At 73.4% G+C, this 24,871-nt stretch carries 24 protein-coding genes; 11 read left to right on the top strand and 13 right to left on the bottom strand.

Annotation, left to right across the window (positions count from 1 at the left end; translation table 11 throughout):
* Nucleotides 1-70: 70 nt before the first annotated feature.
* Nucleotides 71-2,500, bottom strand: coding sequence for a GH92 family glycosyl hydrolase (locus ACFYYR_RS20695; RefSeq protein WP_388855237.1), 2,430 nt, complete (start codon nucleotides 2,498-2,500; stop codon nucleotides 71-73).
* Nucleotides 2,501-2,928: 428 nt separating this feature from the next.
* Between ACFYYR_RS20695 and ACFYYR_RS20690 the strand changes: the two genes are divergently transcribed.
* Together ACFYYR_RS20690 and ACFYYR_RS20685 are read left to right on the top strand one after the other, a co-directional pair.
* Complete coding sequence (locus tag ACFYYR_RS20690; RefSeq protein ID WP_388855234.1) at nucleotides 2,929-4,239, top strand: NAD(P)/FAD-dependent oxidoreductase; 1,311 nt, start codon at nucleotides 2,929-2,931, stop codon at nucleotides 4,237-4,239.
* A 141-nt stretch (nucleotides 4,240-4,380) separates the two neighbouring features.
* Nucleotides 4,381-5,247, top strand: a complete 867-nt coding sequence (locus ACFYYR_RS20685) for an Fpg/Nei family DNA glycosylase (protein WP_388855231.1) — start codon at nucleotides 4,381-4,383, stop codon at nucleotides 5,245-5,247.
* 129 nt (nucleotides 5,248-5,376) lie between these two features.
* Here ACFYYR_RS20685 and ACFYYR_RS20680 read toward each other — a convergent pair whose 3' ends face one another.
* Nucleotides 5,377-6,810 carry an amino acid permease gene (locus ACFYYR_RS20680; RefSeq protein ID WP_388855228.1) on the bottom strand — a complete coding sequence of 478 codons (1,434 nt, stop codon included), beginning with the start codon at nucleotides 6,808-6,810 and terminating at the stop codon, nucleotides 5,377-5,379.
* Between the two features lie 339 nt (nucleotides 6,811-7,149).
* On the opposite strand from ACFYYR_RS20680, the gene ACFYYR_RS20675 reads away from it, so the two are divergent.
* Nucleotides 7,150-7,953: a CAP domain-containing protein gene (locus ACFYYR_RS20675; protein WP_388855225.1), complete on the top strand. Its 804-nt coding sequence runs from the start codon at nucleotides 7,150-7,152 to the stop codon at nucleotides 7,951-7,953.
* A 225-nt stretch (nucleotides 7,954-8,178) separates the two neighbouring features.
* On the opposite strand, the gene ACFYYR_RS20670 is transcribed toward ACFYYR_RS20675, so the two are convergent.
* Genes ACFYYR_RS20670 through ACFYYR_RS20660 form a run of 3 tightly spaced genes read right to left on the bottom strand, consistent with a single transcriptional unit; the run spans nucleotide 8,179 to nucleotide 10,654 of the window.
* Nucleotides 8,179-9,687, bottom strand: coding sequence for a sensor histidine kinase (locus ACFYYR_RS20670; protein WP_388855222.1), 1,509 nt, complete (start codon nucleotides 9,685-9,687; stop codon nucleotides 8,179-8,181).
* Nucleotides 9,684-10,412: a response regulator transcription factor gene (locus tag ACFYYR_RS20665; protein ID WP_388855219.1), complete on the bottom strand. Its 729-nt coding sequence runs from the start codon at nucleotides 10,410-10,412 to the stop codon at nucleotides 9,684-9,686. The genes ACFYYR_RS20670 and ACFYYR_RS20665 overlap by 4 nt, the downstream gene beginning before the upstream one ends.
* A 53-nt stretch (nucleotides 10,413-10,465) precedes the next feature.
* Entirely contained in the window at nucleotides 10,466-10,654 is a 189-nt protein-coding gene (locus ACFYYR_RS20660; RefSeq protein WP_388855217.1) for a hypothetical protein, read from the bottom strand.
* Between the two features lie 148 nt (nucleotides 10,655-10,802).
* Here ACFYYR_RS20660 and ACFYYR_RS20655 point away from each other — a divergent pair, with 148 nt between their 5' ends.
* A complete protein-coding gene (locus tag ACFYYR_RS20655) occupies nucleotides 10,803-11,024 on the top strand; it encodes a hypothetical protein (RefSeq protein WP_388855214.1) in 222 nt (73 codons plus the stop codon).
* 156 nt (nucleotides 11,025-11,180) lie between these two features.
* On the opposite strand, the gene ACFYYR_RS20650 is transcribed toward ACFYYR_RS20655, so the two are convergent.
* From ACFYYR_RS20650 to ACFYYR_RS20630, 5 genes are all read right to left on the bottom strand, one after another.
* Nucleotides 11,181-11,642, bottom strand: coding sequence for a universal stress protein (locus ACFYYR_RS20650; RefSeq protein ID WP_388855211.1), 462 nt, complete (start codon nucleotides 11,640-11,642; stop codon nucleotides 11,181-11,183).
* Between the two features lie 9 nt (nucleotides 11,643-11,651).
* Complete coding sequence (locus ACFYYR_RS20645) at nucleotides 11,652-12,296, bottom strand: class F sortase (protein ID WP_388855208.1); 645 nt, start codon at nucleotides 12,294-12,296, stop codon at nucleotides 11,652-11,654.
* Nucleotides 12,297-12,364: 68 nt separating this feature from the next.
* The gene (locus tag ACFYYR_RS20640) at nucleotides 12,365-12,955 is read right to left on the bottom strand and encodes a hypothetical protein (protein ID WP_388855205.1); all 591 of its coding nucleotides are present in this window, start codon (nucleotides 12,953-12,955) and stop codon (nucleotides 12,365-12,367) included.
* Nucleotides 12,956-13,344: 389 nt separating this feature from the next.
* Nucleotides 13,345-14,118: a hypothetical protein gene (locus ACFYYR_RS20635; protein WP_388855203.1), complete on the bottom strand. Its 774-nt coding sequence runs from the start codon at nucleotides 14,116-14,118 to the stop codon at nucleotides 13,345-13,347.
* A 114-nt stretch (nucleotides 14,119-14,232) separates the two neighbouring features.
* A complete protein-coding gene (locus ACFYYR_RS20630; RefSeq protein WP_388855201.1) occupies nucleotides 14,233-15,045 on the bottom strand; it encodes a hypothetical protein in 813 nt (270 codons plus the stop codon).
* Nucleotides 15,046-15,585: 540 nt separating this feature from the next.
* Here ACFYYR_RS20630 and ACFYYR_RS20625 point away from each other — a divergent pair.
* From ACFYYR_RS20625 to ACFYYR_RS20615, 3 genes are read left to right on the top strand one after another with little or no spacing between them, the layout of a single operon-like run.
* Nucleotides 15,586-16,398: an SAM-dependent methyltransferase gene (locus ACFYYR_RS20625; RefSeq protein WP_388855198.1), complete on the top strand. Its 813-nt coding sequence runs from the start codon at nucleotides 15,586-15,588 to the stop codon at nucleotides 16,396-16,398.
* On the top strand, nucleotides 16,395-18,575 hold the full coding sequence (locus ACFYYR_RS20620; RefSeq protein ID WP_388855195.1) for a putative bifunctional diguanylate cyclase/phosphodiesterase: 2,181 nt from the start codon (nucleotides 16,395-16,397) through the stop codon (nucleotides 18,573-18,575). The genes ACFYYR_RS20625 and ACFYYR_RS20620 overlap by 4 nt, the downstream gene beginning before the upstream one ends.
* Nucleotides 18,572-19,060 (top strand): hypothetical protein, encoded by a 489-nt coding sequence (locus ACFYYR_RS20615; protein ID WP_388855192.1) that lies wholly within the window; start codon nucleotides 18,572-18,574, stop codon nucleotides 19,058-19,060. The genes ACFYYR_RS20620 and ACFYYR_RS20615 overlap by 4 nt, the downstream gene beginning before the upstream one ends.
* Before the next feature lie 65 nt (nucleotides 19,061-19,125).
* Here ACFYYR_RS20615 and ACFYYR_RS20610 read toward each other — a convergent pair whose 3' ends face one another.
* Nucleotides 19,126-20,148, bottom strand: coding sequence for a rod shape-determining protein (locus ACFYYR_RS20610; protein WP_388855189.1), 1,023 nt, complete (start codon nucleotides 20,146-20,148; stop codon nucleotides 19,126-19,128).
* A gap of 146 nt (nucleotides 20,149-20,294) precedes the next feature.
* Nucleotides 20,295-20,522: a dodecin gene (locus tag ACFYYR_RS20605; protein ID WP_388855187.1), complete on the bottom strand. Its 228-nt coding sequence runs from the start codon at nucleotides 20,520-20,522 to the stop codon at nucleotides 20,295-20,297.
* 158 nt (nucleotides 20,523-20,680) lie between these two features.
* On the opposite strand from ACFYYR_RS20605, the gene ACFYYR_RS20600 reads away from it, so the two are divergent.
* The 3 genes from ACFYYR_RS20600 (at nucleotide 20,681) to ACFYYR_RS20590 (ending at nucleotide 23,006) form a co-directional block, all read left to right on the top strand.
* Nucleotides 20,681-21,457: a GNAT family N-acetyltransferase gene (locus ACFYYR_RS20600; protein ID WP_388855185.1), complete on the top strand. Its 777-nt coding sequence runs from the start codon at nucleotides 20,681-20,683 to the stop codon at nucleotides 21,455-21,457.
* On the top strand, nucleotides 21,454-22,398 hold the full coding sequence (locus tag ACFYYR_RS20595; RefSeq protein WP_388855182.1) for a lysophospholipid acyltransferase family protein: 945 nt from the start codon (nucleotides 21,454-21,456) through the stop codon (nucleotides 22,396-22,398). Before ACFYYR_RS20600 ends, ACFYYR_RS20595 begins: the two co-directional genes overlap by 4 nt.
* Nucleotides 22,399-22,622: 224 nt before the next feature.
* Entirely contained in the window at nucleotides 22,623-23,006 is a 384-nt protein-coding gene (locus tag ACFYYR_RS20590) for a DUF427 domain-containing protein (protein WP_388855445.1), read from the top strand.
* Nucleotides 23,007-23,195: 189 nt separating this feature from the next.
* On the opposite strand, the gene ACFYYR_RS20585 is transcribed toward ACFYYR_RS20590, so the two are convergent.
* On the bottom strand, nucleotides 23,196-24,107 hold the full coding sequence (locus tag ACFYYR_RS20585; RefSeq protein ID WP_388855179.1) for an alpha/beta fold hydrolase: 912 nt from the start codon (nucleotides 24,105-24,107) through the stop codon (nucleotides 23,196-23,198).
* A gap of 119 nt (nucleotides 24,108-24,226) precedes the next feature.
* On the opposite strand from ACFYYR_RS20585, the gene ACFYYR_RS20580 reads away from it, so the two are divergent.
* Complete coding sequence (locus tag ACFYYR_RS20580; protein ID WP_388855176.1) at nucleotides 24,227-24,862, top strand: TetR/AcrR family transcriptional regulator; 636 nt, start codon at nucleotides 24,227-24,229, stop codon at nucleotides 24,860-24,862.
* Nucleotides 24,863-24,871 lie beyond the last annotated feature (9 nt).

Below are 24,871 nucleotides of genomic sequence, written 5' to 3'. Positions count from 1 at the left end.
ACCGGCGTACCGGCGTACCGGCGCACCGAAGGCCCACCTGTGACCCGGGTCCGCCGCGGCCGCTCCGGCCTCAGCGGCGTGCGGTCGAGGCGAGCGACGGTGGCGCGTCCTCCGGGCGGGTGCCCCACGCCGAGGGGCGGGAGCCGACCCGGAACGCCAGGTCCCGGCCGGCCCGGATGTCGTCCGTGGTGATCCAGGTGCGCGCCAGGTTCCGGCCGCCGAGGCTCACCGACCGGACGAAGCGCTGCCCCTCGGCTCCGGGCGCCGAGATGCGGAACCGGCCCTGCGGGTACCAGCGGCGGTCCAGCGCCAGGTCCACCCGGTCGAAGGCCGGTGTGGACAGCCCCCAGGTGGCGGTGCCCGGGAAGACCGGGTACACCCCCATCGAGGTCAGCACCAGCCAGGACGACATGGTGCCCAGGTCGTCGTTGCCGGTGACCCCGTCCGGGGCGTCCGTGAAGAGTGTCCGCGCGGCGTCGGTCACCTCCGTCGTCCGCCACGGCTTGCCGGTCGCCAGATAGGTGTACGCGGCGAGCAGGTCCGGCTCGTTCCGCGGGTTGTACCGGTCCGCGTTGTAGTAGTCGTACGGGCCGCTGACCCACCGTTCGCGCGCCGTTCCGGCCGGGTCGGTGTGCAGCGCGTCGTAGTCGAAGAAGGTGTCCAGCCGTCGTTCGGCCGCCGTCCGGCCGCCCAGCAGGGAGATCAGGCCCGGCAGGTCCTGCGGCACCAGCCAGGTGTACTGCCAGGACGTGCCCTCGTGGAAGCCCTGGCCCTTCGCCGGGTCGGCCGGGCCGGTGAAGTTCCCCTCGGCGTCCCGCGGCCGGAAGGAACCGGTGGTCGTGTCGAAGACCTTCCGGTAGTTCTGCGCGCGGGCGGCGAAGCGCTCGGCGTCCCGGTCGTGGCCCAGATCGCGTGCCATCCCGGCGAGGGCCGCGTCGGCCAGCGCGTACTCCAGCGTGGCCGAGCCGCCGTGCTGGTAGTCGTAGTCGCCCGGCACCTTCTTCTTGCGCTTCGGCTCGTGCGGCACGAAGCCCCGCTCCAGGTACTCCCGGTTGCCCTCCCGGCCGGTGTACGGGGAGGACTCGGGCGGCACCCCGTCGGCGTTCCGCACCAGGGCGCGGTACGTCCGCTCCTCATGCCCCGTCAGCAGTCCCTGCTGGAACACGTTGGTGAGGAACGGTGTCACCGGGTCACCGGTCATGATGTTCGTCTCGACCGGGCCGTAGCCCCACTGGGGGAGCCAGCCGCCCTGCCGGTCCACGGCCAGCAGGGACAGCGCCATGTCCCGCAGCTCCTGCGGAGCGAGCAGGGCGAGCAGCTGGCCCTGGGTGCGGTAGGTGTCCCACAGCGACCAGTTCTGGTAGTAGGTGAACCCCTGGGCGCGGTGGACCTTCCCGTCCCAGCCGGTGTAGCGGCCGTCGGTGTCCTGGCCGGTGTTGGGGTGCTGCAGGGCGCGGTACAGCGCGGAGTGGAAGACGCGGCGCCGTTCCTCGGTGCCGCCGCGCACCCGCACCGGCGCGAGGCGCCGCTCCCATGCCTCGCGCGCCGCCTCCCGGGCCTCGTCGAAGGAGTCCCGGCCCTCCGCGGCCAGGTTCCGGGACGCCCCGACCGGGTCCACGTAGCTGATGGCGGTGACGGCCTCCACGTCGCGGTCGCCGCCGGTGGTGTCGAAGCGGACGTACGCGCCCCGCCGGCCGGGCCCCTCGGAGCTGTCCGAACCGGCGGTCACCTTCGCCTTGTTCCAGGTGCCGTGGGCGCTGAACGGCCGGTCGAACCGGGTGATGGTGTGCACCGTGTACGGCTCGGTCCGCTGGCAGAAGCCGTTGCCGGTGACCGTGGCGGCCACCGTGCGGTCGTCGAGGATCCGGACCCGGCTGTCGGTCACCTTGTGCAGCGCCTGACCGGTGTTGAGCAGCACATTCGCCGTCCGGGTGGCCGGGAAGGCGAAGCGCTGGCGGCCGGTGTGCTGGGTGGCCGTCAGCTCGGCGGTGATGCCGCCGTACGCCGGCAGCCGGACCCGGTAGTAGCCGGGCGACGCGGTCTCCTCGTCGTGGCGGAACGGGGAGGCGTACACGTCGTTGTCGGTGCTGGTGACGTCGCCGGTGGTGGGCATGACGGGCAGGTCACCACCGATGCCGCAGCCCACTCCGGCCAGGTGCACGGCCGAGAAGCCGCGGATCTTCGCGTCGTCCCAGTCGTATCCGGTGGAGTGGCCGGTGTCGGGGGAGAGCTGCACCATCCCGAACGGCACGGTGGCCCCGGGGAAGGTGTTCCCGTCGTCCCGGGTGCCGATGAACGGATCGACGAGGTCGGTCAGCCGGGCCGGCCGGTCGTCCGCGCTGCCGGTCAGCGGGGCGGGCCGGTCGTCCGCGGCGCCGGCGGCGGGTGCGCCCGGAGCCGCCGCGAGCAGGGCGGCGAGGGCAGCGGCTCCGACCGCGCCGAGCACTCCGGCCGGACGGCGCCGCGTGCGGTGCTGCCCGCGCTTCTCGGTCCATGCCATGAAGGGCCTCCGCACCCGAAGGGGGACAACGTTGTCAGAGCCGATTCAGGCTCGCTGCCCACCGCGGGCAAGTCAAGGACCGGCCCGCCCCCGCGAGTTGGTGCGGAAGCCGGGAGACCGGCGAAGGCGCAACGTCCTTCCGGCCCGTCCGGGGGACTCCGGCGACGGCCCCGCCCGGAGGAACGCCCGAAGCCCGCCCGGAGGAACGTGCCGGGCCCCGCCGGGAGCGCCGGACGCCGGTCCCTGCCGCCCCGGCCGCCGGGGAACGGCCCGCGACACGGCCTCCCCGAACGCCGTCATGGCCGAGCGGACGGCGCCCCGCGACCGGCCGGAATCCGCCGCCGACGGCCGCGTTCGTGATTCGGTACCGGGGCGACGGGAACCCTGCACAGCGGAAGCGCACGCGCCGATCCGTTCCGGGAAGGACCATGAGCCGACCGCGCATCGTGATCATCGGAGCCGGTTTCGCCGGCTTCCACACCGCCCGCACACTGTCCCGCCTCGCCCGGGGCGCCGCGGAGATCGTGCTGGTCAACCCCACCGACTACTTCCTGTACGTACCGCTGCTCCCCGAGGTGGCGACCGGCATCCTCGAACCCCGCCGGATCTCCGTACCGCTCGTCGGCACCCTGCCGGACGTCCGTCTCGTCCTCGGTGCCGCCGGCCGGGTCGACCTCGACGGGCGCCGCGTCGGGGTGACCGACCCCGAGGGCGGCCACCGGGAGGTCGGTTACGACCGGCTGGTCCTGGCGGCGGGCAGTGTGAACAAGCTGCTCCCCGTACCCGGCGTCACCGAGCACGCCCACGGATTCCGCGGCATGCCCGAAGCGCTGTATCTGCGGGACCACATCACCCGGCAGATCGAACTGGCCGGCGCCGCGGAGGACCCGCGGGAACGGGACGCCCGCACCACCTTCGTCGTCGTGGGCGCGGGCTACACCGGCACCGAGGTGGCCGCCAGCGGCAAGCTGTTCACCGACGAGCTGGCCCGGCAGCACCCGCGGCTGCGCGGCGGGCCGCCGCCGCGCTGGCTGCTCCTCGACCTGGCGCCCCGGGTGCTCCCCGAACTCGCCGAGCACATGTCCGGGACGGCGACCCGGGTGCTGACCGGGCGCGGCGTGGAGCTGGGCACCGGCACCTCGGTGGAGGAGGCCACCAAGGAGGGGGTCCGGCTCACCGACGGCCGGTTCGTCCCCAGCCGGACCCTCGTCTGGTGCGTCGGCGTCCGCCCCGACCCGCTGGTCGAGGAGCTGGGCCTGCCGACGGAGAAGGGGCGGCTCGTCGTCGACGAGTACCTCACCGTGCCCGGCCGCCCGGAGGTGTTCGCCTGCGGTGACGCGGCCGCGGTGCCCGACCTCACCCGGCCGGGCGACATCACCCCGATGACCGCTCAGCACGCGGAGCGCCAGGGCAGGCGGGCGGCGCACAACATCGCGGCCTCCTTCGGGCACGGCGAACGCCGTCCGTACGAACACCGTGACCTGGGCTTCGTCGTCGACCTCGGCGGCTTCCAGGCGGCGGCGAACCCGCTCGGGCTCCGGCTGGCCGGCCCCCTCGCCAAGACGGTGACCCGCGGCTACCACCTGCTGGCCATGCCGGGGAACCGGCTGCGGGTCGGCGCCGACTGGCTGCTCGACGCGGCTCTGCCGCGGCAGGCCGTGCAACTGGGCCTGGTCCGTTCGGACGCGGTCCCGCTGGAGAACACCGCCCCGGAGACCGCGCTGCTCCGGCGCGGCTGAGCGGACGGGGCGGAGCCGGCCGCCGTGCCCGTGTGCCGGGTGCCTCGGCACACGGGCGAGCCCCGGGACCAGGTGCCGCGCCGCTGCTCCGCGTGACGGCGGATGCGTCCCGCTTCGCCCGCGCTGGGGCAGACTGGGGTCATGCCGGAACTGCCGGAGGTCGAAGCGCTCACCGGATTCCTGGCCGACTCGCTCGTCGGCCGGCGGATCGGGCGCGTCCAGCCGGTGGCCGTCAGCGTGCTGAAGACCTACGATCCGCCGCTGACCGCGCTGGAGGGGCGGACCGTCACCGCCGCCGCGCGGCACGGCAAGTTCCTCGACCTCTCGGCCGGCGATCTGCACCTGGTGATCCATCTGGCCCGGGCCGGCTGGCTGCAGTGGCGGGAGAACCTGCCCGCCGCCCCGCCCCGGCCCGGCAAGGGGCCGCTCGCGCTGCGGCTGCACCTCGCCGAGCCCGAGGGCACCGGCTTCGACCTGACCGAGGCCGGGACGCAGAAGCGCCTCGCCGTCCATGTCGTCCGCGACCCGGCCGACGTGCCGGGCATCGCCCGGCTGGGCCCCGACCCGCTCGACGCCGCCTTCACCCGGGAGCGGTTCGCCGGGCTGCTCGGCGAGGAGCGCCGGCAGATCAAGGGCGTGCTGCGGGACCAGACCGTGATCGCGGGGATCGGGAACGCCTACTCGGACGAGATCCTGCACGTGGCGCGGATGTCGCCGTTCAAGCTGGCCGCGAGCCTCACCGAGGACGAGACCACCCGGCTGTACGAGGCCCTGGAGAACACGCTGCGGGAGGCGGTGGAGCGCTCCCGGGGGCTCGCCGCGGGGAAGCTGAAGGCCGAGAAGAAGAGCGGGCTGCGGGTGCACGGGCGGACCGGTGAAGCGTGCCCCGTCTGCGGTGACACCATCCGCGAGGTGTCGTTCCACGACTCGTCCCTGCAGTACTGCCCCACGTGCCAGACGGGCGGGAAGCCGCTGGCGGACCGCCGGATGTCCCGGCTGCTCAAGTAGCCCGCCACGCCCTCCGCCACCTGTGCGCCCGCCCCGCCCGCTGCCCCGTCGGCCGCCCGAAGGGGCCGTTGCCCCGGTTCGCCCGCTCGACGGGCCGTTGCCGCGCCCGGCCGTCCCCGGGCCCGGCGCTCAGCCCGGCTGCCCGGGGCCCGGCTCCCCGGCCCGTTCGGCCTTCGCCAGCCCGGAGTGGTGCCGGGAGTAGGTGAAGTAGATGACCAGGCCGATGACGAACCAGACGGCGAAGCGCACCCAGGTCTGCCACTGGAGATAGGTGATCAGCCAGATGGAGGCGGCCACGCCGACCGCGGGCACGAACGGCATCCACGGGCAGCGGAATTCACGCGGCAGCTCCGGCCGTCGGTACCGCAGCACGATCACCGAGACGCAGACGACCGCGAACGCCAGCAGAATGCCGATGTTGGTCAGCTCCGCGGCCTCGCCGATCTTCACGAAGCCCGCGATCGCTGCGGACGCGAAGCCCACGATCCAGGTCACCCGGGTCGGCACGTGCCGGGTCGGGTGGGTCTTGGCGAACCAGTGCGGCAGCAGCCCGTCCCGGCTCATCGAGAACCACACCCGGGTCACGCCGAGCATGAAGGTGAACATCACCGTGAGGATGCCGATGATCGCGCCGACCGCGATCACATCGGCGATACCGCTCAGCCCCACCGACTTGAAGGCCGTGGAGAACCCGCTCTCCGGGTCGATCTCCGTGTACTTCTGCATGCCGGTCAGCACCAGACAGGCCAGCACGTAGAGCACCATCGAGACGGCGAGCGAGTAGAGGATGGCCTTCGGCATGTGCCGCTGCGCGTCCTTGGACTCCTCGGCCGCGGTGCTCATCGCGTCGTAGCCGAACACCGCGAAGAAGACGGTGGCCGCGCCGGTGAACGCGCCGCCCACCCCGAACGGGAAGAAGGGGGTGTAGTTGCTGCTCTTGACGTGGAAGAAGCCGACGACGATGACGAGCAGCACCACCAGGACCTTCAGCACCACCACGACCGTCTCGAACCGCGCCGCGCTCTTGATGCCCAGGTTCAGCAGATAGGCGATGAACAGGCACAGCACCGCGGCGATCAGGTCCACCCGGTGGCCCGGACCGGTGCCCGAGGCGCCCAGCATCCAGTCGGGCAGGTTCGCGCCCATCTCGTTGAGCAGGAAGTTGAAGTACCCGGAGATGCCGATGGCGACGACCGCGACGATCGCCGTGTACTCCAGCAGCAGGTCCCAGCCGATGAACCAGCCGGCCAGCTCGCCCAGCACCGCGTAGCCGTAGGTGTACGCGGACCCGGCCTTCGGGATGAGGCCCGCGAACTCGGCGTAGGAGAAGGCCGCGGCGGCGCTGGCCACGCCCGCGATCAGGAAGGAGATGAGGACGGCGGGGCCGGCCGTGCCGTTGGCGACGGTTCCGGCCAGGGTGAAGATGCCCGCCCCGATGATGCCGCCGACGCCGATCGCGGTGAGCTGCCACAGCCCCAGCGCCCGGTCGAGCCGTTCGGTCGCACCGCCCTCGGCCTCCGTGATGTGTTCGAGCGGCTTGCGGCGGAGTACGCCTTGTCCCATCCGGAGCCCGGCCACGAAAAGTCCTCTCTCCGACGGCAGCTGACGGCGGCTCATCATGGCGGACCGTCCCCGACGACGAAAGACGCCGCTCCGCGACCGGGTCTTGTCCGACAAATGGTGCCGCCTTCCGGGCGGGCCGGGCGGACGGGGACGGGGCCGGATGATCAACCCGATGTGCCACTCCAGGGGCAAGATCCCAAGCGGTGTCTGAGCGAAGTCTTATGGGTTCTTGAAGATCTCGCTCGAATGATGATCGGACCGAAGTGGACCCCTAGGCTCAGTCGAGTCGGCCGGCGACAAACCGGCGCGTGCCCACAGCCCATCGGAGGAACGACCATCATGAGCACCCGAGACGGCAGACGTCCGACGTCCCATCGGCGCCCCGCCGGCCCCCTGGCCGGTCTCCCGTTGCGGCGGATCGCCGTCGCGGCCGGGGCGTTGACGGTCGTCGCCGGCGTCGGCACCGGGGTGGCCATGGTGGTCCCGGGCGGTGACAGCGCACCGGTGGCCGATGCACGACCTGCGTCGGACGGCCCCGCGTCCTCGGCGTCCCCCATGGCCGAGGAAGCGGAGTCGACCACTGCCTCCCCGACGGCGTCGAAGACGCCGTCGGAGAAGCGGACCAAGGCTTCGGCGAAGCCGAGCCCCCGGCGCACCGTGCAGGAGAAGAAGACCCGAGCGGCTCAGCCCCGCGCCCCGCGTTCGGCGACCGAGACCCCCAGCCGGGCGCCGGTCGTGAAGAAGGCTCCGGCTGCGGCGACCGGCGAGGCCGCCCGGGTTCTCCAACTCGTCAACAAGGAGCGGGCGTCGGCGGGCTGCAGCCCGCTCACCAGCAACCCGAAGCTGACCGAGGCCGCCGACAAGTACAGCGACGTCATGGCCCGGTCCGGCGTGATGTCGCACACCGGCCCCGACGGCTCCTCGATGACCGACCGCGTCGAGGCCGAGGGATACGCCTGGTCGACGATCGGCGAGAACATAGCCCAGGGGCAGCAGGACGCGGACGCGGTCATGGACGCCTGGATGAACAGCTCCGGCCACCGCGCGAACATACTCAACTGCGACTTCAAGGAAATCGGCATCGGAGTTCACGAGGGTGACGGCGGCCCCTGGTGGACCCAGGACTTCGGCGCAAGCCGCTGATCCTGGCCGGCCGGACGGTCCGGTGCGCGCGGTTCCACCCCCCCCGGAACCCGCCGCACCCACCCGTCCACCGGAACCGGCCGGACCCGTGCAAGCTTCAGGGAGCTTGCCGGATCCGGCCGGTTTCGCGCTTTCTGCCCCGTTCGGTTCGACTGTGTCGCTTGCGTCGACGATCCGCTTGCGCGAGTCGATGGCGGCGCCCGCCGGTGCGGCGGCGCGGCTCCGTCAGCCGTGGCCGTGCTGCTTGCCCGGACCGGAACCCGGGCGCGCGGCGGAGCCGGGGCGCGCACCGGAACCGGAACCCGAACCGGTGAGCCGCGCCGCGAGCCGGCCGAGGCCCAGGGCCGGCCGGCCGGACCGCCGGAGCCGCCGTGACGAGCGGCCCAGACCGCCCCTCGCCTCCGCGGCCAGGCCCAGCGTCACCTCGACCAGCGCACCGCCCAGCGGGCCGCGCAGAATCCGTACCTCCCCGCGGGTCGCCCGGGTGGCGCGGTGGGCGATGTCCAGCCCCAGCCCCGTCGAGCCGCCGACACTCACGCCCCGCGCGAGCGCCAGATCCGGGTCGGCGATGCCCGGCCCGGCGTCGTGCACCGACAGCACCACCGCCTGCGCCGTGCGCTCCACCCGCACCGCGAACGCCGTTCCCTCGGCCGTGTGCTGGAACACATTGCCGATGAGCGCGTCCACGACCGCCGCGAGATCGTCGGACGGCAGCCGGACCGAGGTCGGCTCGGCCGTGGCGGACAGCCGGCAGGACCGCCCCTGCTGCTCGGCCAGCACCGACCAGAACTCCACCCGGCCGCGGACCACGTCCGAGACCTCGCACAGCTCGTCCGGCCCGGCCGGCGCCGGGGCGCCGCGCCGCTCCTGGCCCGAGGTGACCGCGCCCAGCGGCCCCACCGCGAGGGGGGAGCGGGCCGCCGAGATGATCGAGTCGAGCTCGGTCTCCAGGTGGGTGATCGCGGAGGTCAGCCGTTCCGCTCCCGGGGCCGCACTCATCCGCTCGGCCTCCAGGCGCAGCGCCGTCAGCGGCGTCCGGAGCCGGTGCGACAGATCGGCCACCAGCTCGCGCTCCATCGCCAGCAGTTGGACGACCCGGTCCGCCATCGAGTTGAACGCCCGGCCCGCCTCCTTCAGTTCCGGCGGTCCGGCCGGCTCGACCCGTACCTCCAGGTCGCCCGAGCCCAGGGAGTTCGAGGCCCGGGACAGGCTCCGCGAGGACCGCACGACGCGCGCGCCGAGCCGGTCCGCGACGGCCACCGAACCGGCCACCAGCCCCACCGCCAGCAGCGACATGACCACCCACGACAGGGTGACCCCCCGGTCGAGGTCGGAGCGCGGCACGAACGACTCGACCACCGCGACCCGGTTCTTCGCCAGGATCACCGGCTGCAGATAGACCCAGCCGTCCCGGGTGCCGAGGGCCAGGGTCTCCTTGTCCCGCTCGGCCCGGCCCAGGGCGTCCGCCGGGGCGTGCTCCGCGCCGATGACGCTGCCGCCCGGCAGGTGCACCCCCAGCCGGTGCCCGGCGTCCAGACCGGAGACCGCCTGCTGTACATCGGAGGGGCGGGTGGTCAGCGCGAGCACCGGGGCCAGGGCGGCGGCCCGCTGCTCCGCCTCCGTCGTCGCGCGGCCACGGGCCTCGGACTGCACCAGCAGGGCGAGCGGGATCAGGAACGACAGCGCCACCATCGAGGTCACCGCGAGCGCGACCCCCGCGAGAGCGCGTCTCATCGCGGGGCCACCAGCTTGATGCCGATCCCCCGGACGGTGTGCAGATAGCGCGGCTGGGAGGCCCGCTCGCCGAGCTTGCGCCGCAGGGCGGAGAGGTGGACGTCGATGGTCTGGTCCTCCACGTACGGCTGGCGCCAGACGTCGGCGAGGATGCGCCGCCGGGAGACCACCTGGTCGGCGTGGGCGGCCAGATACGCCAGCAGGTCGAACTCCCGCCGGGTCAGCCGCAGTTCCCGCCCCGCCAGGTAGGCCGTACGGGCCGGCGGATCCACCTGGAGGTCGCCGACCTGGAGGATGCGGGGCGCCGCGGGGACCCCGGCGGTCTGCTCCGGGCCGCCCGCCGGGTACGCGGCCGCCGCGGGCGGGGCGGTGCGGCGCAGCACGGCGCCCAGCCGGGCGGCGAGCTGCCCCCCGGAGAACGGCTTCACCACGTAGTCGTCGGCGCCCGCGTTGAGAAGCTTGATCACTTCCGCGTCGTCGTCCCGCGCGGTGGCGACCACCACGGGAACCTGTGATATTCCTCGCAGCATCCGCAGGACGTCCGTGCCGTCCAGATCCGGCAGCCCGAGATCCAGCACCACCACGTCCGGTGCCCGCTGGGTCACCTCGCGGAGCGCTTCGAACCCCTGCGAGGCACTGTGCACGACATGTCCGTGCGCGGAGAGCACTTCGATGAGTGCGCTGCGTATCACGGGGTCGTCCTCGACGAGAAGCACGGATGCCATGACCCAGCACGGTAGCCGGTCCGCCAGTATGGTGTCGTGTCCCGGTACCTGCGCTACCTGCTCATATGGCTGTCCTGCACCGCCGTCAGCGTGACGGCGGTGATCCTCACGGTCCATTTCGTGGTGGGATCGACCAAGCCGACCCCGCCGGTGGCCCGCTCGGCGCCGACGGTCTTCTCCTCGGCCTCCGGAAAGCCGTCCCCGTCGAGCAGCTCACCGAAGCCGAGCCCGTCCCCGAGCATCGGGAAGCCGACCTCGAAACCCTCCCCGCGTCCGACCGCGACCCGGACGACACCGCGGCCCTCGCCCTCTCCCTCGAAGACGACGAGCCCCGCCCCCGGTGGCGCGGGCCCGAGCGGGGCGAGCGACTGCGGTCAGGGCGGTTCGGGGGTGCACACCATCCAGTCGGCCGGAGGGCAGGCGTCCGTGCGGTTCGGCAGCGACGGGGTGTGCCTGGTCTCCGCGATCCCGACACGGAGCTTCACGGTCCGCACCTCGCAGACCGATGCCGACACCCTGAGCGTGACGTTCACCGGGGACCGCCAGGAGTCCGTCATCACCGCGACCACGACCCCGGAGGACCGGGCGACGGTCCGCGAGACGTCCTGGTGACCGGGGTGCGGCTCGCGTCGATGGCGCGCCGGGGCACTGCGCGCGGGCGGGGTGCGCGCGCGAGGTGCGCGGGCCGGGTGTGCCACGAACGGGCGCCGGACGACGGCCCGGCCGCGCCACCGGGGCGCCACCGGAACAAGGGCGCCGAGGACGTGCCTACGGGACCACGGTGACCGGCCAGCGCCCCGCCTTCACCAGCCGTACCGCGACCGAGCCGACGATGCGGTGGCCCGCCTGCTCGGAGGCGCCGACCACCACGGCGTCCGCCCGCAGTTCGTCCGCCGCCCGGACCAGCCCGTTGTAGGCGTCGCCGCGCAGGGTGTGGAACTCCCAGCGCACGTCGTAGATGCCGCGCACCCGCTCGGCCGCCGTCCGGATCTCGGCCATCAGCTCCTCGGCGACCTCCTCGGTCGTCTCGGCGACCGGCGCGCCCAGCGCGGTCCCCGCGGCGCGGACGGGCTGCACGTACACGATCGCCAGCAGCGCGTTCTGCCGCCGTGCCAGGCCGGTGGCGTACGCGGCGGCGCGCCAGGAGGAGTCGGAGCCGTCGACTCCGGCCACGATCACCTTGGGGCCGTCCGTTCCGCGCTCGAACGGCGCGGGTTCCCTCTCGTCCACCCGGCGAGGCTATCCGGCACCGCTTCCCGCGGATCCGCCGGGCGCCACCAGGTGCGCGTAGACGACCACGTTGGCCTGGTAGCCGGACTCCCGGGTGAAGGTCCCGCCGCAGGTGATGAGACGGAGTTCGGGCCGGGTGGTCGGCCCGTACACCCGGCGGTCCGGGAAGTGCTCCTTGGCGTGGAGCTCCACGGCGTCGACCGAGAAGACGGCCCGGCTGCCGTCGGAGCGGTCCACCTCCACCGTGTGGTTGCGGCGTAGCGAGCCTAGGGCGAAGAACACCGCGCGGCCGTCGGCGGTGTCGACGTGCCCGGCCAGGACGGCGTTCCCGCGCTCGCCGGGTGACGGCCCGTCCGCCCACCACCCGGCGAGGTTGCGCCGCCCCGCCGGCGGGGTCGCCAGCCGGCCCGAGGGCTCCAGGGCCAGCCGCGTGACCGGCGCGTCCACCCCGATGGCGGGGATCCGCACCCGGACCGGGGCCGCGGGGCGCATCGGCCGGCCCGGGGCGCGCTCCGGCCCCGTGGCCGTCCGACCGGTGGCCGCGGGGCCGGAGTCCGGGCGGGGCGGGGCGTCCTCGGCGTCGCCGAGCAGCCAGGCCCCGACGAGCAGGGCGGTGATCACGGCGGCCGTGCCCCAGCGCCCGGCGCCGTCCACGTCCGTGCGGCCCCTGTCCGGTCCGCCCCTGTCCGGTCCGCGTCTGTCCGGTCGGCCCATCCCGCCGGTCAGCCCTGCTCGCGCCGGGTGCGGCGGCGGTGCAGCAGAACGGCGCCGCCCAGCGCCGTCGTGACGAGGCCGGCTCCCGCACCCGCCTTCCAGGCGTTCCCGGCGGTGCCGCCCGCTCCCGCCTGCGTGGCCCCGCGCGGACGGTCGGGGTCCCGGTGACCGTGGTCTCCCCGGCTCCGGCCGTTCCCGTTTCCGCTGTCCCGGTCCGGGCCCGCCCCCTCCCCGGCGACGCGGAGGCTGCCGGTGAACGGCCCCGTCACCCGCCCGTCGTCGTGGTGGCACATCAGGGAGGCGGTGTACGTGCCGGGCCGGGTGCGGAGCGGCACGGTGGTCGCCCCGCCCACCCGGTCGCGCAGCGGGGTGAGCCGGAGACTGGGGATCCGCGCCGGAGCGTCGCCGCGCCGGAAGGTGACGAGGCCGCCGGAACCCCGGCAGTTGCCCCCGTCGAACACGGAGACCAGGCTGCCCGCGACGGCCGTGGCCGGTTCGACGACGACCGGGCCGGCGCCCGCGGGGTGTGCCGCCCCGGAGCTGCCCAGAGCGGTGGCCGCGGCCAGGACTCCGCCGAGGAGGAGGCGGCGTGGGCGCATGACGGTCTCCCGTGCGGCGCGGTCACGGAAGCGGTTCCGCGAAGTCGGCGGGGCCGCGCCTCACCACGAGCGAACAGGGAGCGGAGCGCGGCTGCCCGTCGACGGGGCCGCGCGGGTGACCGGATTGCCCCGTTCCGACGTACCGTCACCTCGCTGGAACGGCGCACGGGGTGGCGCCGTGACCCGTACGGGACTGACGGCAGCCGGTGCCCGCGGCGCCGCGGCCACCGTTCCGTACGGGCAGAGCCCGGGCCCGACACCGCGTCACCAATGCGGCTGCAGAAGTGGATCGGCCGCCCCGAGCGCACGTCGCGTCGCGGCGCTGTTCCGGGGCATCGCGCACCGGGCCGTGCCGGGCCGGGGTGCGCGTTCCGCTCTGCCCGGTCGCGTCATCCGCCGCTTCCGGCAGCGCGCGGGAAGAGGTCGAGGAACGGGGCGGCGGAATCGGCGGCACCCCGGCCGAGCGGTGTGTCGAAGTACCAGATCAGGAAGAGCAGGAACGCGATGAGCGCGCTGAACAGCCCGGCCAGCAGCAGTTCGCGCCCGGTCCGCCGGATCTGCAGCACGAAGATCATCCCGACGGTCACCACCGCACCGGTGATGAGACCGAACCACACCACACCCGGCATCGTGGCACCGGCGTTCCGGGCCCGGGCGCCACGGGCGTCGTCGGCTGCCGCGATGTGATCCACCATCGGCTGGTAGGCCTGGTTCTCCAGCTCGGAGCGGGGGGCATGACCGGCCACGTCGCTGCGCACCCGGGCCATCAGCACGGTCCCGCGCGCGGTGAGCCCGTCGTCGTCGGCCATGCGGGGCCACTCCTCGGTGACCACATGGCGCACATAGGCGTCGATGTCCCGGCGGATGCGCTCGCGTGCGGCCGGCGGGTAGACCTCGGCGCGGGCGCTCACCTCGTGCAGCGCCTGGGCCTCGGTCCGCACCCCGTCCTCGGCCGCGCCCCGGGCCTCCCACACACCGGCGATGGCCAGGCCCAGCACGATGGCGTAGACCACGCCGATCATCATCGTCATGTAGTCGAGCACATCGGGCGTCTCCGAGGGGTCGTCGTCCTCCGCGACGCGGCGCTGATGGAGCAGCACGACGGTGAGTACGACGGTGCAGGCGGCGGCCATGGCGATGGTCAGCACCAGCCATCCGGGCATGGAGGTCCTTCCGTGGGCGGGTTCGTCGGGTCGGGCGGCGCGGGCCGCGGGCCGGCGCGGGGCACGGCCGGGGGTGCCGGGGCGGGAGTCGGGCAGGGCAGTGCGGACGGCGTCCTAGCGTCGTGAGCGGGGCCGCAGCGCTGCCGCGGCGAGCACCGCGGGCGCCGTGATGAGCAGGGTGAAGACGACCACCGAGCCCCCGCCCGGCGGTTGCTTCCGCACCGTCCTGCGGTAGCCGGGACGGGCCAGGGCGGCCGGCGACGGCGCCACCGACGGGCGTGCCGACGGGCGGTGCGACCCCTCCGGCCGGGCGGGCGGTGCCGGGGCGGCGGACGACGGGGAGCGCCGCGGGGGCGACGCCGACGGCGATGACGGCGATGACGGCGATGACGGCGATGACGACGGCGGCGACGACGGCGGCCGGGCCGGGCGGGGCGCGGAGGTCGGGCGGTGCGGTGCGGGCGGCCGTACGGCGGGCGGCTCCGGTGCCGGTGCGGGCGGAGGAGGCCGGCGGCAGACGACCCGGGCCACGGCGCCGCCCGCACCGGCGGAGGCGGTCGGCCACGGCGCCGATCCCGGGCACGCCTCGGCCTCGGCCACGGCGCCCCCGGCCGAGGCGGTCACCCGTACCTCGGGTCCTCCGGTCCGCCGGGGAAGGGTCACCCGGGGCGCCGGGGGCGGCGGAATCCGGGGCCGCGCCACGGTGACGTGCCGGCCGGGCACGGTGATCCGCACCTCCGGTACCTGCTGCCGGGCCGCCCCCCGGCGGCCGGGAACCGGGAGGTGCCGTGCCGGGGTGGTGACACGGACGTCGGGGCCGTCCCAGGCGGCGGCGGGCCGCTCGGCCACGCCCAACAGCCCTGCCCCCACCGCCGTCCCGAGCAGTGCGCTCGCCAGGACGACTCCCGCCCGGTGCCATGCGTTCACGCGGCGATCCTGCGTCGTGGCCGCGGCTTTCGGCCATGGTGTGGCCGAGGTTCCCCCCGAAGGGATGGATCACGGGCGGCCCGGGTTTGATCCGCCGCTGCGGGGCCACTCGGCCCACCCGGAGGCCGCCCGCCGGACCGCCGTGGCGGGACCGTTCGCGGAGTGGGTGACGCAGCTGTCACGGAAGCTGTCACAGAAGCGAAATTGCTCACACGGCACATGAACTCCACTGAGAAGAAAGCGTGTTGAGCGTTCAACCGATGAACTCGACGACGAGACATCGGAGTTGGAGTTCAGCCGCGTTCCGCCGGGCCTCGCACGGCCGATGCCGGGACTCGGGGGGCGGCGTCCCGGGCTGCGCGCCCCGTGCGCCCGGCGCAACACCACGTGCGCGCCCGGCGCACTTGCCTGCGGTCTGTGACGAGAACGGACCGAAGATTTCCGTTTGAGGTTCCGCTGTTGACGGGCGGTTCAGTAGCCTCAGGTGGACAGCGGCATGAACATGGCCGGACCAACCATGGCTGACAGCTGGAGACTCAGATGGAGCGCCCCTCCTGGGCCCCGCAGGGCATCGACCTTTCCGTGCCGAGCGTTTCCCGTATCTACGACTACTACTTGGGGGGCTCGCACAACTTCGAGGTCGACCGGGAAGCCGCCCGCAGGGCGATCGAGATCATGCCGGGGCTGCCCAAGATCATGCAAGCGAACCGGGCCTTCATGCGCCGCGCGGTGCGCTACGCGGTGGACCGCGGCATCACCCAGTTCCTCGACATAGGCTCCGGCATACCCACGTTCGGCAACGTCCACGAGGTCGCGCAGGACGCCGGCCCCGGGGCCCGGGTCGTCTACGTCGACAACGACCCGGTCGCCGTCGCGCACAGCCGCGCCGTCCTGGAGGGCAACCCGCACGCCTCCGTCATCGCGGCCGATCTGCGCAAGCCGCGGACCATCCTGGACAGCGTCGCGTCGGGCGGGCTGCTGGACCCCGACCGCCCGGTCGCGCTGCTGCTGGTGGCCGTACTGCACTTCCTCGTCGACGAGGACGAGCCGTGGGCGGCGGTCGCCGAACTCCGGGACGCCCTCGCCCCGGGCAGCGTCCTGGTGCTGACCCACGCCTCGACCGAGGGCGGGCCCACATCCTCCGAGCAGGGCGAAAGGGTGGAACAGGTGTACCGGAAAGCGAGCTCTCAGCTGATCATGCGGTCGCGCGCGCAGGTCGAGCGGTTCTTCGACGGCTTCACCTTCGCCGACCCCGGTCTGGTCGCGATGCCGGACTGGCGTCCGGACACCCCGCCCGAGCACGAGGATCCGGTGGTCTTCACCGGCTTTGCCGGCGTGGGGTACAAGGCGTGACCAGACCCCCCGGGGAAACCGGGCATCCCGAACGCGACGGTCCGGACGCCGACGGACCGGAGAGCCGCCTGCGGCGCTTCGCGCGGATATGGAGCCGGGCCATCTACCCGGCCACGGCCACCTCGATGACGCGGGCCGAGTTCGAGGAATTCCTCGTACCGCTGGCGCGGCGGCTCCGGGACGCGCTCGCCGCGCGGCCGTTCGACCCGAACCCGGGTGTGGGGGTGGGGGAGGCCCTGGTCGCCGCACACTGCACCGACCCCGGGTCGCTGCCCCGGTCGCTGGGGGTGGTCGACGCCTACCTGGTGCTCTACTGCCTGCCCTGCGAGACGCTGCCGGCGGAGGAGAGCCGGGCCCGGAGCGTGCGGCTGCAGCACTCCATCGCCGCCGGTTTCGCGCAGGCCCTGCGCGAGCGCACGCTCGGTGAGCAGGAGGCCATGTCCCGGGCCGCGCTGCGTGCGCAGGCCGAGGCCGAGAAGGCGCTGCACACCAGTGAGGCGCGGTTCCGGGCGGTCTTCGAGGGCGCCACCGTGGGCATCGGGATCTCGGACATGGAGGGGAACATCCTCGATGTCAACGACGCGCTGCTGCGGATGCTCGGCGGCGGCCTGGAGAACCATCTCCGCGGCCGCCGGGTCAGCGAGTGGTCGCACCCGGACGACACACCGGGCGTCTGGAACCTGCAGCGCGAGGTGGCCCAGGGCGAGCGCGACCACTACCGCATCGACAAGCCGTACTACCGCACCGACGGGACCGTGCTCTGGACCGACCTCACGGTCTCGCTGCTGCGGGACGCCGCGGGCGACCCGCAGTACATGCTCGCGCTGATGGAGGACATCACCGAACGGCGGCTGCTGCACGAGCGGTTGCGGTACGAGGCGACGCATGACGCGCTGACCGGGCTGCCCAACCGGACGCTGTTCTTCGAGCGCCTGGAGGCGGCGCTCGGCACCCGGGACGGCACCGCCCGCTTCGGGCTGTGCTACCTCGACCTCGACGGGTTCAAGGCGGTCAACGACAGCCTCGGACACGCCGTCGGAGACCAGCTGCTGGTGGCCGTGGCCGACCGGCTGCAGACCTGCCTGACCTCCGAGGACCAGCTGATCGCCCGGATCGGCGGCGACGAGTTCGTGGCGCTCATCCAGGACCCGGCGACGCAGGAGGACGTGACCGCCCTCGCCCGCCGGATCCTGTGCGCGCTCGCCGAACCGGTCACGCTGGACGGCCGCGAGCTCCCGGTCCGGGGCAGCATCGGCATCGTCGACGGGCCCGCGGGGGAACTGGGCCCGGCGGAGGTGCTGCGCAGCGCGGACATCACCATGTACCGGGCCAAGGCCGCCGGCGGCAACCGCTACGAGCACGCCGATCCCGAGGCCGAGGTCGTGGCCATCACCCGGCATGCGCTGACCACCAGCCTTCCGATGGCCCTGGAGCGCGGCGAGTTCTTCATCGAGTACCAGCCGCTCGTCCGGCTCAGTGACGGCACCGTGCACGGTGCGGAGGCCCTGGTGCGCTGGTGCCATCCGCGGTGCGGGATCCTCGGCCCCGACCAGTTCATCCCGCTGGCCGAGGACACCGGGCTGATCGTGCCGCTGGGCCGCTGGGTGCTGGAGGAGGCCGTACGGCAGGCCCGCGACTGGCAGTTCGGCGCGAGCCGGGAGCCGCTGCGGGTCAACGTCAACCTCTCGCCGTTCCAGCTCCGGCACCCGGGCCTGGTCCGGGACACGGTGGACGTGCTCAAGGACGCCGGGCTCGACCCCAGCGGTCTGTGCCTCGAGGTGACCGAGTCCGCGCTGATCGGCGCCGACGAGTCGCTGCTGAAGCCGCTGCGGCAACTCGCCGACCTGGGCGTGGACATCGCGCTGGACGACTTCGGCACGGGCTACTCCAATCTCTCCAATCTGCGCCGTATGCCGGTGAGTACGCTCAAACTGGACCGTTCGTTCACTCGGGGCATGCAGCAGGACCCGGCCGACCCGATCGACATCAAGATCGTGGAGGGGGTGGTCTCGCTCGCCCACACCCTCGACCTCGCGGTTACGGTGGAAGGCGTGGAGACCGGAACCCAGGCCGAGCATCTGCGGATCCTCGGCTGCGACACCGCCCAGGGCTGGTACTACGCCCGCCCCGGACCGCCGGAGCGGCTGCACGCGCTGTCCCTGGCGGACGCCTCGTGACCGGCGGACCCCGGCCGCTCGCCGTCTTCGACCTGGACGGCACGCTGGCCGGCACCGCCCACCGTCAGCACTTCCTTCAGCGCCGCCCGCGCGACTGGGACGGCTTCTTCGCCGCGGCCCCGCAGGACCCGCCGCTCGGCGAGGGCGTCGAACTCGCGCTGAGCAGCGCGGCCGAGTGCGAGGTGGTGTACGTGACCGGCCGCCCCGAGCGCTGCCGCCGCGACACCCTGGACTGGCTGGCCGCGCACGGCCTGCCGGACGGACGGCTGCTGATGCGGAGCAACAGCGACCGGCGCCCGGCCCGCTACGTCAAACCGGAGATCCTGCGGCGGCTCGCCCGCGGCCGGGAGATCCGGATGTTCGTGGACGACGACGAACTGGTCTGCGACGCCTGCGAACGCGCCGGATTCCGGGTGGTGCGGGCCCGTTGGGCCACGCCGTCGGCCGCACTGCGCGATGCGCAGGAGCGGGAGGGCAGGACCTGAGAGGCGCCGGGGGCGGGTACGGAACACGTGCCCGCCCCCGGCGCTTCGCGGAGCCCCGCGCCGGCTCAGCTCGCCAGCGGATCCAGGTGCAGCGGCCGGACCTTGCCCTCCAGCATCGCGCCCAGCCCGCGCACCGCACAGGTGTCGGGCCGCTCGGCGGTGTGCGCGGGCATGCCGGTCGCCCGGCTCAGCATGGTGTCCAGCCCCGGCAGCAGCGCGCTGCCGCCGGCCAGCATGATGCCCCGGTCGGACAGGTCGGCGACCAGGTCCGGCGGGCAGCGCCGCAGCACCGTCCGGATGCCGTCCAGCACACCCGTCAGCGGGGTGGAGATGACCCGCCGCAGGTCCTCGGTGTCCACCACCACCGAGCGGGCGAGCCCCGTGGTGACGTCCCGGCCGTGCACCTCGGTCTGCGTCTCCTCCACCGAGCCCAGGACGAGGTGCAGCGGACGCACCGCCGGGCTCGGCAGCATCAACTCGTGCTCGTTGCGCAGATGCTCGACGACCGCGTGGTCGATGGAGTTGCCGCCGACCGGGATGGTCTCGGCGGAGACGATCGAGCCCAGCGAGAGCACCGCGACCTGCGAGGTCGCGGCGCCGCACACCACGATCATCGTCGCCTCGGGCTGTTCCACGGGGAGCCCGCAGCCGACGGCCGCGCAGACCAGGGTGTCCGCCAGCTCCACCCGGCGGGCGCCGAGCGCGGTGAGGGTCTCCACGGCGGCGCGCTGCGTCAGCGGCTCGCTGTCGTGCGGGGTGCAGGCCGCGATCCGCAGCGTCGGCCTGCGTCGCCACGCCTTGCGGAGCTTGCCGCCGATGAGCTGACGGAGCATGCGCTGCGCCATGTCGATGTCCACCACGGTGCCGCCGGAGATGGGGCGGCACACCCGGATGTGATCGGGGGTCCGGCCGCTCATCCGCTCCGCGAGTTCACCGACGGCGAGGAGCGCCCCGCTGCGGGTGTTCACGGCAGCCACGCTCGGCTCGTCGACGACCAGACCGGTGTCCTTCACGTACACCCTCGTCCGCGCCGCCCCGAGGTCGACGGCGACCGTGCATCGGCGCAACTGATCCAGGCTTACGGGCACGGGAGTCCTCCCCTTGAGGAACGTGGCGAACAGCGATCCGCCGCCACTCTATTCCCAGCTTGCCCGTTTTAATCCTTATATGCCCGTTGGATTGCGCCGCCCGTGCGACGGTGCCCCCGAACGGACGCGTACGTCCCGGCAGGATCTCAGGAGTCCGGTCCGTCGGCGTCCTCCAGCCGGAAACCCACCTTCAGGCCGACCTGGAAGTGCTCGATACCGCCCTCTTCGATGTGTCCGCGGATCTGTGTGACCTCGAACCAGTCCAGTTTGCGCAGCGTCCGCGCGGCGCGTCGGATTCCGTTCCGAATTGCGGCATCGACTCCCTCGTGCGAGGATCCGACGATTTCGGTCACCCGGTAGGTGTGATCGGACATGGCGCCCTCCCTGCCGACGGGACGATGCGGTCGTTCCTCCCACCGTGCCCCAGCCCGGGACGGCCCGCGAGGCGGGTGCCCCCAGCATTCAGCCGCCGCACACCCGCGCTCCGCGAAACGGCCACGTCACGGCCAGCCCGCGCCGCCACACAGGAGGCATGACGATTTCGCCTCCGCTCGCCCCCGCTCCGCGGCGGGCCGCCGTCCGCCCCCGCTACACCGTCTCCCTCGCCCGCGACGCACAAGACGTCCGGGCCGCACAGCACCTCCGGCACGAGGTGTTCGCCGGGGAGATGGGCGCGCTGCTCGCCACCACCGAGCCCGGCCTGGACATCGACTCCTTCGACGCCTACTGCGACCACCTCCTCGTCCGCGAGGAGAGCACCGGCCTCGTCGTCGGCACCTACCGGCTGCTGCCGCCCGACCGGGCCGCGGTCGCCGGGCGGCTCTACGCCGAGGGCGAGTTCGACCTCGGCCGGCAGGCCGGGCTCCGGCACGACCTGGTCGAGGTCGGCCGCTCCTGTGTCCACCCCGCCCACCGCGACGGCGCGGTCATCTCGCTGATGTGGGCCGGGATCGCCCGCTACCTGACGGAGCGCGGGCACGAGTGGCTCGCCGGCTGCTGCTCCATACCGCTCACCGACGGCGGAGCCCTCGCCGCCGGCGTCTGGGACGCGGTCTCCGCCAAGCACCTCGCGCCGCCGGAGTACCGGGTCGAGCCGCGCCTGCCGTGGCAGCCCACCGGCGTCGCCCCCACCGGCCGCGCCCCGCTGCCGCCGCTGCTGCGCGGCTACCTCCGGCTCGGCGCCTGGGTCTGCGGGGAGCCCGCCCACGACCCCGACTTCAACGTCGCGGACCTGTACGTCCTGCTCTCCCTGAAGCGCACCGACCCGCGCTACCTGCGCCACTTCCTCTCGCTCGCCCCGGCGGCATGAGCGTCTGGCTGCCCAGCGCCCCCTGTACGGCCCCGCGCTGCCTGGCCGGCCCCGCGCCCACCGTGGCGGGGCCGCGCCGGGCGGTCCGGTACGCGGCGCTGCTCTCCGTGATGATGTGCGGAGTCCTCCTGTCGCCCGTCGCCGGCGCGTTCCCCGCGGGGCTCCGCGACCGGCTCACCGCCCGCTGGTCCCGCGCCCTGGTCGCGGCCCTCGGCGTACGGGTCCGGATCACCGGCGGTGACGCCGAACGGACGGCCGCCGGGGCCCTCGTCGTCGCCAACCACGTCTCCTGGCTGGACATCCCTCTCATCGCCGCCGCCCGCCCCGGCCGGATGCTGGCCAAGGCGGAGATCGCGCACTACCCGGTCCTCGGCCGGCTCGCCGCCCGCGGCGGCACGCTCTTCGTGGACCGGGCCCGGCTGCGGGCCCTTCCCGGCACGGTCGGCGAGATCGCCTCGGTGCTGCGGACCGGCCGCACCGTGGTGGCCTTCCCCGAGGGCAGTACCTGGTGCGGGCGCCGCCACGGACGCTTCCGGAACGCCGTGTTCCAGGCCGCTCTCGACGCGTCCGCGCCCGTGCAGCCGGTCGCCGTCCGCTACCGGCTGCTGGACCGCTCGCCCACGGCCGTCCCCGCGTTCATCGGCGAGGACACCCTGCTCACCTCGGTGCGCCGGGTCGCCCGCTCGCGTGGACTGGTCGCCGAGCTGGTCCTGCTGCCGCGGATACCCGCCGGTGCGTACCCCGACCGCCGCGCCCTGGCCCGTGCCGCCCACACGGCGGTCCGCGGGGTGGCGGAGGGCCTGCGCGGAGACTGGGGTGTACCGGGGGATCCGCACCCGGGCGATCTCCATCCGGGCGAGGTCGCGGACAGGCGAGTTGCGGACGTGCGAGTCACGGACGGGCGGGCAGGAATCAGCGGGCCGGACCGGGTGTTGACGTAGGCAGAGCCACGGCACGCCGCCGGATGCGGCGTCCGGCCGTTCGCCGGACAAGGGTGTCGGCACCGTGGACTGCAGGTGAACGGCGCCCGAGAGGGAGCACCCAGGGTGAACGACGCCCGACGGCAGAAGCGCCGGGTGAGCGTCCGCTCGTGCACCGCGGGCAGCACACAGCGTGTGCGCAGCACGCAGCCTGCGCATGGACACAGTCGGCAGCGAAGGAGCGCATCGTGCCCCACCGCAAGCACACCGTCGAAGCCGTTCCCGGGGCGCAGCACGTCCGGGTCGAGATCGGGGGCCAGGTCGTCGCCGAGTCCCGCCGTCCGGTGCTGGTGCACGAGACGGGCCTGCCGGTCCGCTACTACCTGCCCCCGGCGGACGTGGCCACGGACCGTCTGGAGGCCACGGTCTCCACCACCCACTGCCCGTTCAAGGGCGATGCCGCGTACTGGTCCTACCGGGACGGCACGGGCGAGCTCCGCGAGGACGTGGTGTGGGCCTACCCGGACCCGCTCGCGGAGGTCGCCGCGATCAAGGACCACCTGTGCTTCTACGACACCGTCGCCGACATCGTGGTGGACGGGGTGAAGGTGGCCGGGCCGGGCGCCTGAGGCATGTCCTGATGCCGGGGCCCGGAGCTCGGCACGACCGGCTCTCGCGCCCCGCCTGACGCGACGCGGGGGCGAATCACCCTCTCATCGGCCGCCCGGATGAACGGTGTTCGCGTCGGAGGTCCGGCAGCCATGAGAGAGGTCCGGCAGCCATGAGAGCTGTCCCTCGGTCTGCCGGAGACGGGGTCGTCAGTCGATGGAGTCCATGAAGCTCAGCATGCGGCGGTCGATCTCGTCCGGGTGGTCGATCTGGGGTCCGTGGCCGGTGTCGGAGATGATTTCGGCTCGGGTGCCTGGTATCAGGCGTGGGACACGCTCGACTTGCCTGTACGGGTGCACGAGGAGGCTTCGCTTGCCGAGCGCCAAGTACAGCGGGGTGTGGATGGCGGACAGTTCGTCCTCGGACAGCGGCAGTGGGGCGGGGCGGCGAATGCGGTAGGCGCGAACGCCCAGCCTGCTCATGGTGCGCAGCTCCGGCACGTTGAGGACCGGCTGTTCCAGCCACGCTGCCAGGCGTGGGCGTAGCGCCTTGGGTGCGAAAGTCGCGAACAGGCTGACGAAGATCCAGACGAAGAAGCGCACCCCTACTTTCTCCAGGCCGCCGGGGTCGAGCAGTGTGACCGAGGCGAGGCGGGCGGGTCTGCGGTGCGCTTGGTTGAGGGCGAGCCATCCGCCGTAGGAGGAGCCGACCAGGTGCACGCGTTCGAGCCCGAGTTCGGCGAGTGTCTCGTCCAGCCACTGCGCGGCGCGTTCGGGTTGATGAATGGGTTCGCGCTGGACGCTGCGGCCGGGGTCCCCTGGGGTGTCGATCGCGTAGACCGGGCGGGCGGCGCTGAGGGCGGGGCTGTTCGGGTACCACATGGCAGAGCAGGAGCCTGCTCCGTGTACCAGGACGATGGGGGTGCGTGACCGGGCGGCCGGGTCTGTGGGGCCGTACTGGTAGACGTGCGTGGTGCCGAAGGACGTCTCCACGTCCGTTTCCGCGTGCGTTGGCGCTCCCAGTGCGTAGACCGCATCGCAGGCCGCGAAGTAGCGGTCGCGCCAGGTGTCGCTCACGTAGCGGCCGACATGGGCCTGGGTGCGGGGCGCGGTCCGGAACACGGCCACCTCCGGGTGTCGACTCTTCGTGGTACGAACGTACCACGTTGGTGGTACGGCTGTATCATCAAGTTGGACGGGGCGAACCTGTCCAGTCGGGACAGTGAGCGGAGGGGCGGTCGATGCCCAAGCGTGTGGACCACACAGAACGGCGCACCGAGATCGCCGACGCGCTCCTTCGGGTGGCGGCGCGGCGAGGGCTGCATGCCGTGGGTATGCGCGATGTGGCAGCGGAGGCGGACGTCTCGCTGCGGCTGGTGCAGTACTACTTCGAGACCAAGGAGAAGCTGCTGATCCACGGCCTGCAGCACCTGGCCGAGAGATTCGGGGAGCGGGTCACCGCCCGGCTTCGGGCCGCCGGCCGCCATCCGGGACCGCGCGCGATGATCGAAGCGATGCTGATGGCGGCATTGCCGACCGACGAGGAGAGCCGCACCTTCCACCTCGTCTACACCTCATACGCTGTTCTGTCCGTCACTGACCAGGTGCTCGCGGCCCAGCCCTTCATCAAGAACCCTGACGCCGCTGAGGGTGCCCTTGTCGAACTCCTCCGACAGGCAGAGGAGAGCGATCTCATCGGGCCTGGTGTGGATGCGCGGCTGGAAGCCGTCAGCCTGCTCGCCATGTCTGCAGGACTCGGTACCAGCATCCTTGTCGGCCAGCGCAGTCCGGAGGAGGCTGCCACGGTTCTGAACCGCCACCTGGACCGGATCTTCCGAGGCGACCTTGCCGACGCGGGGACGCGGACGCGGGAGTGAGGCTCGGAA

The sequence above is a fragment of the Streptomyces sp. NPDC001922 genome, from assembly GCF_042891165.1.
GTDB lineage: Bacteria > Actinomycetota > Actinomycetes > Streptomycetales > Streptomycetaceae > Streptomyces.
The sequence above is the reverse complement of the archived record's forward strand: the minus strand, read 5'-3'. Positions and strand labels throughout refer to the sequence as shown.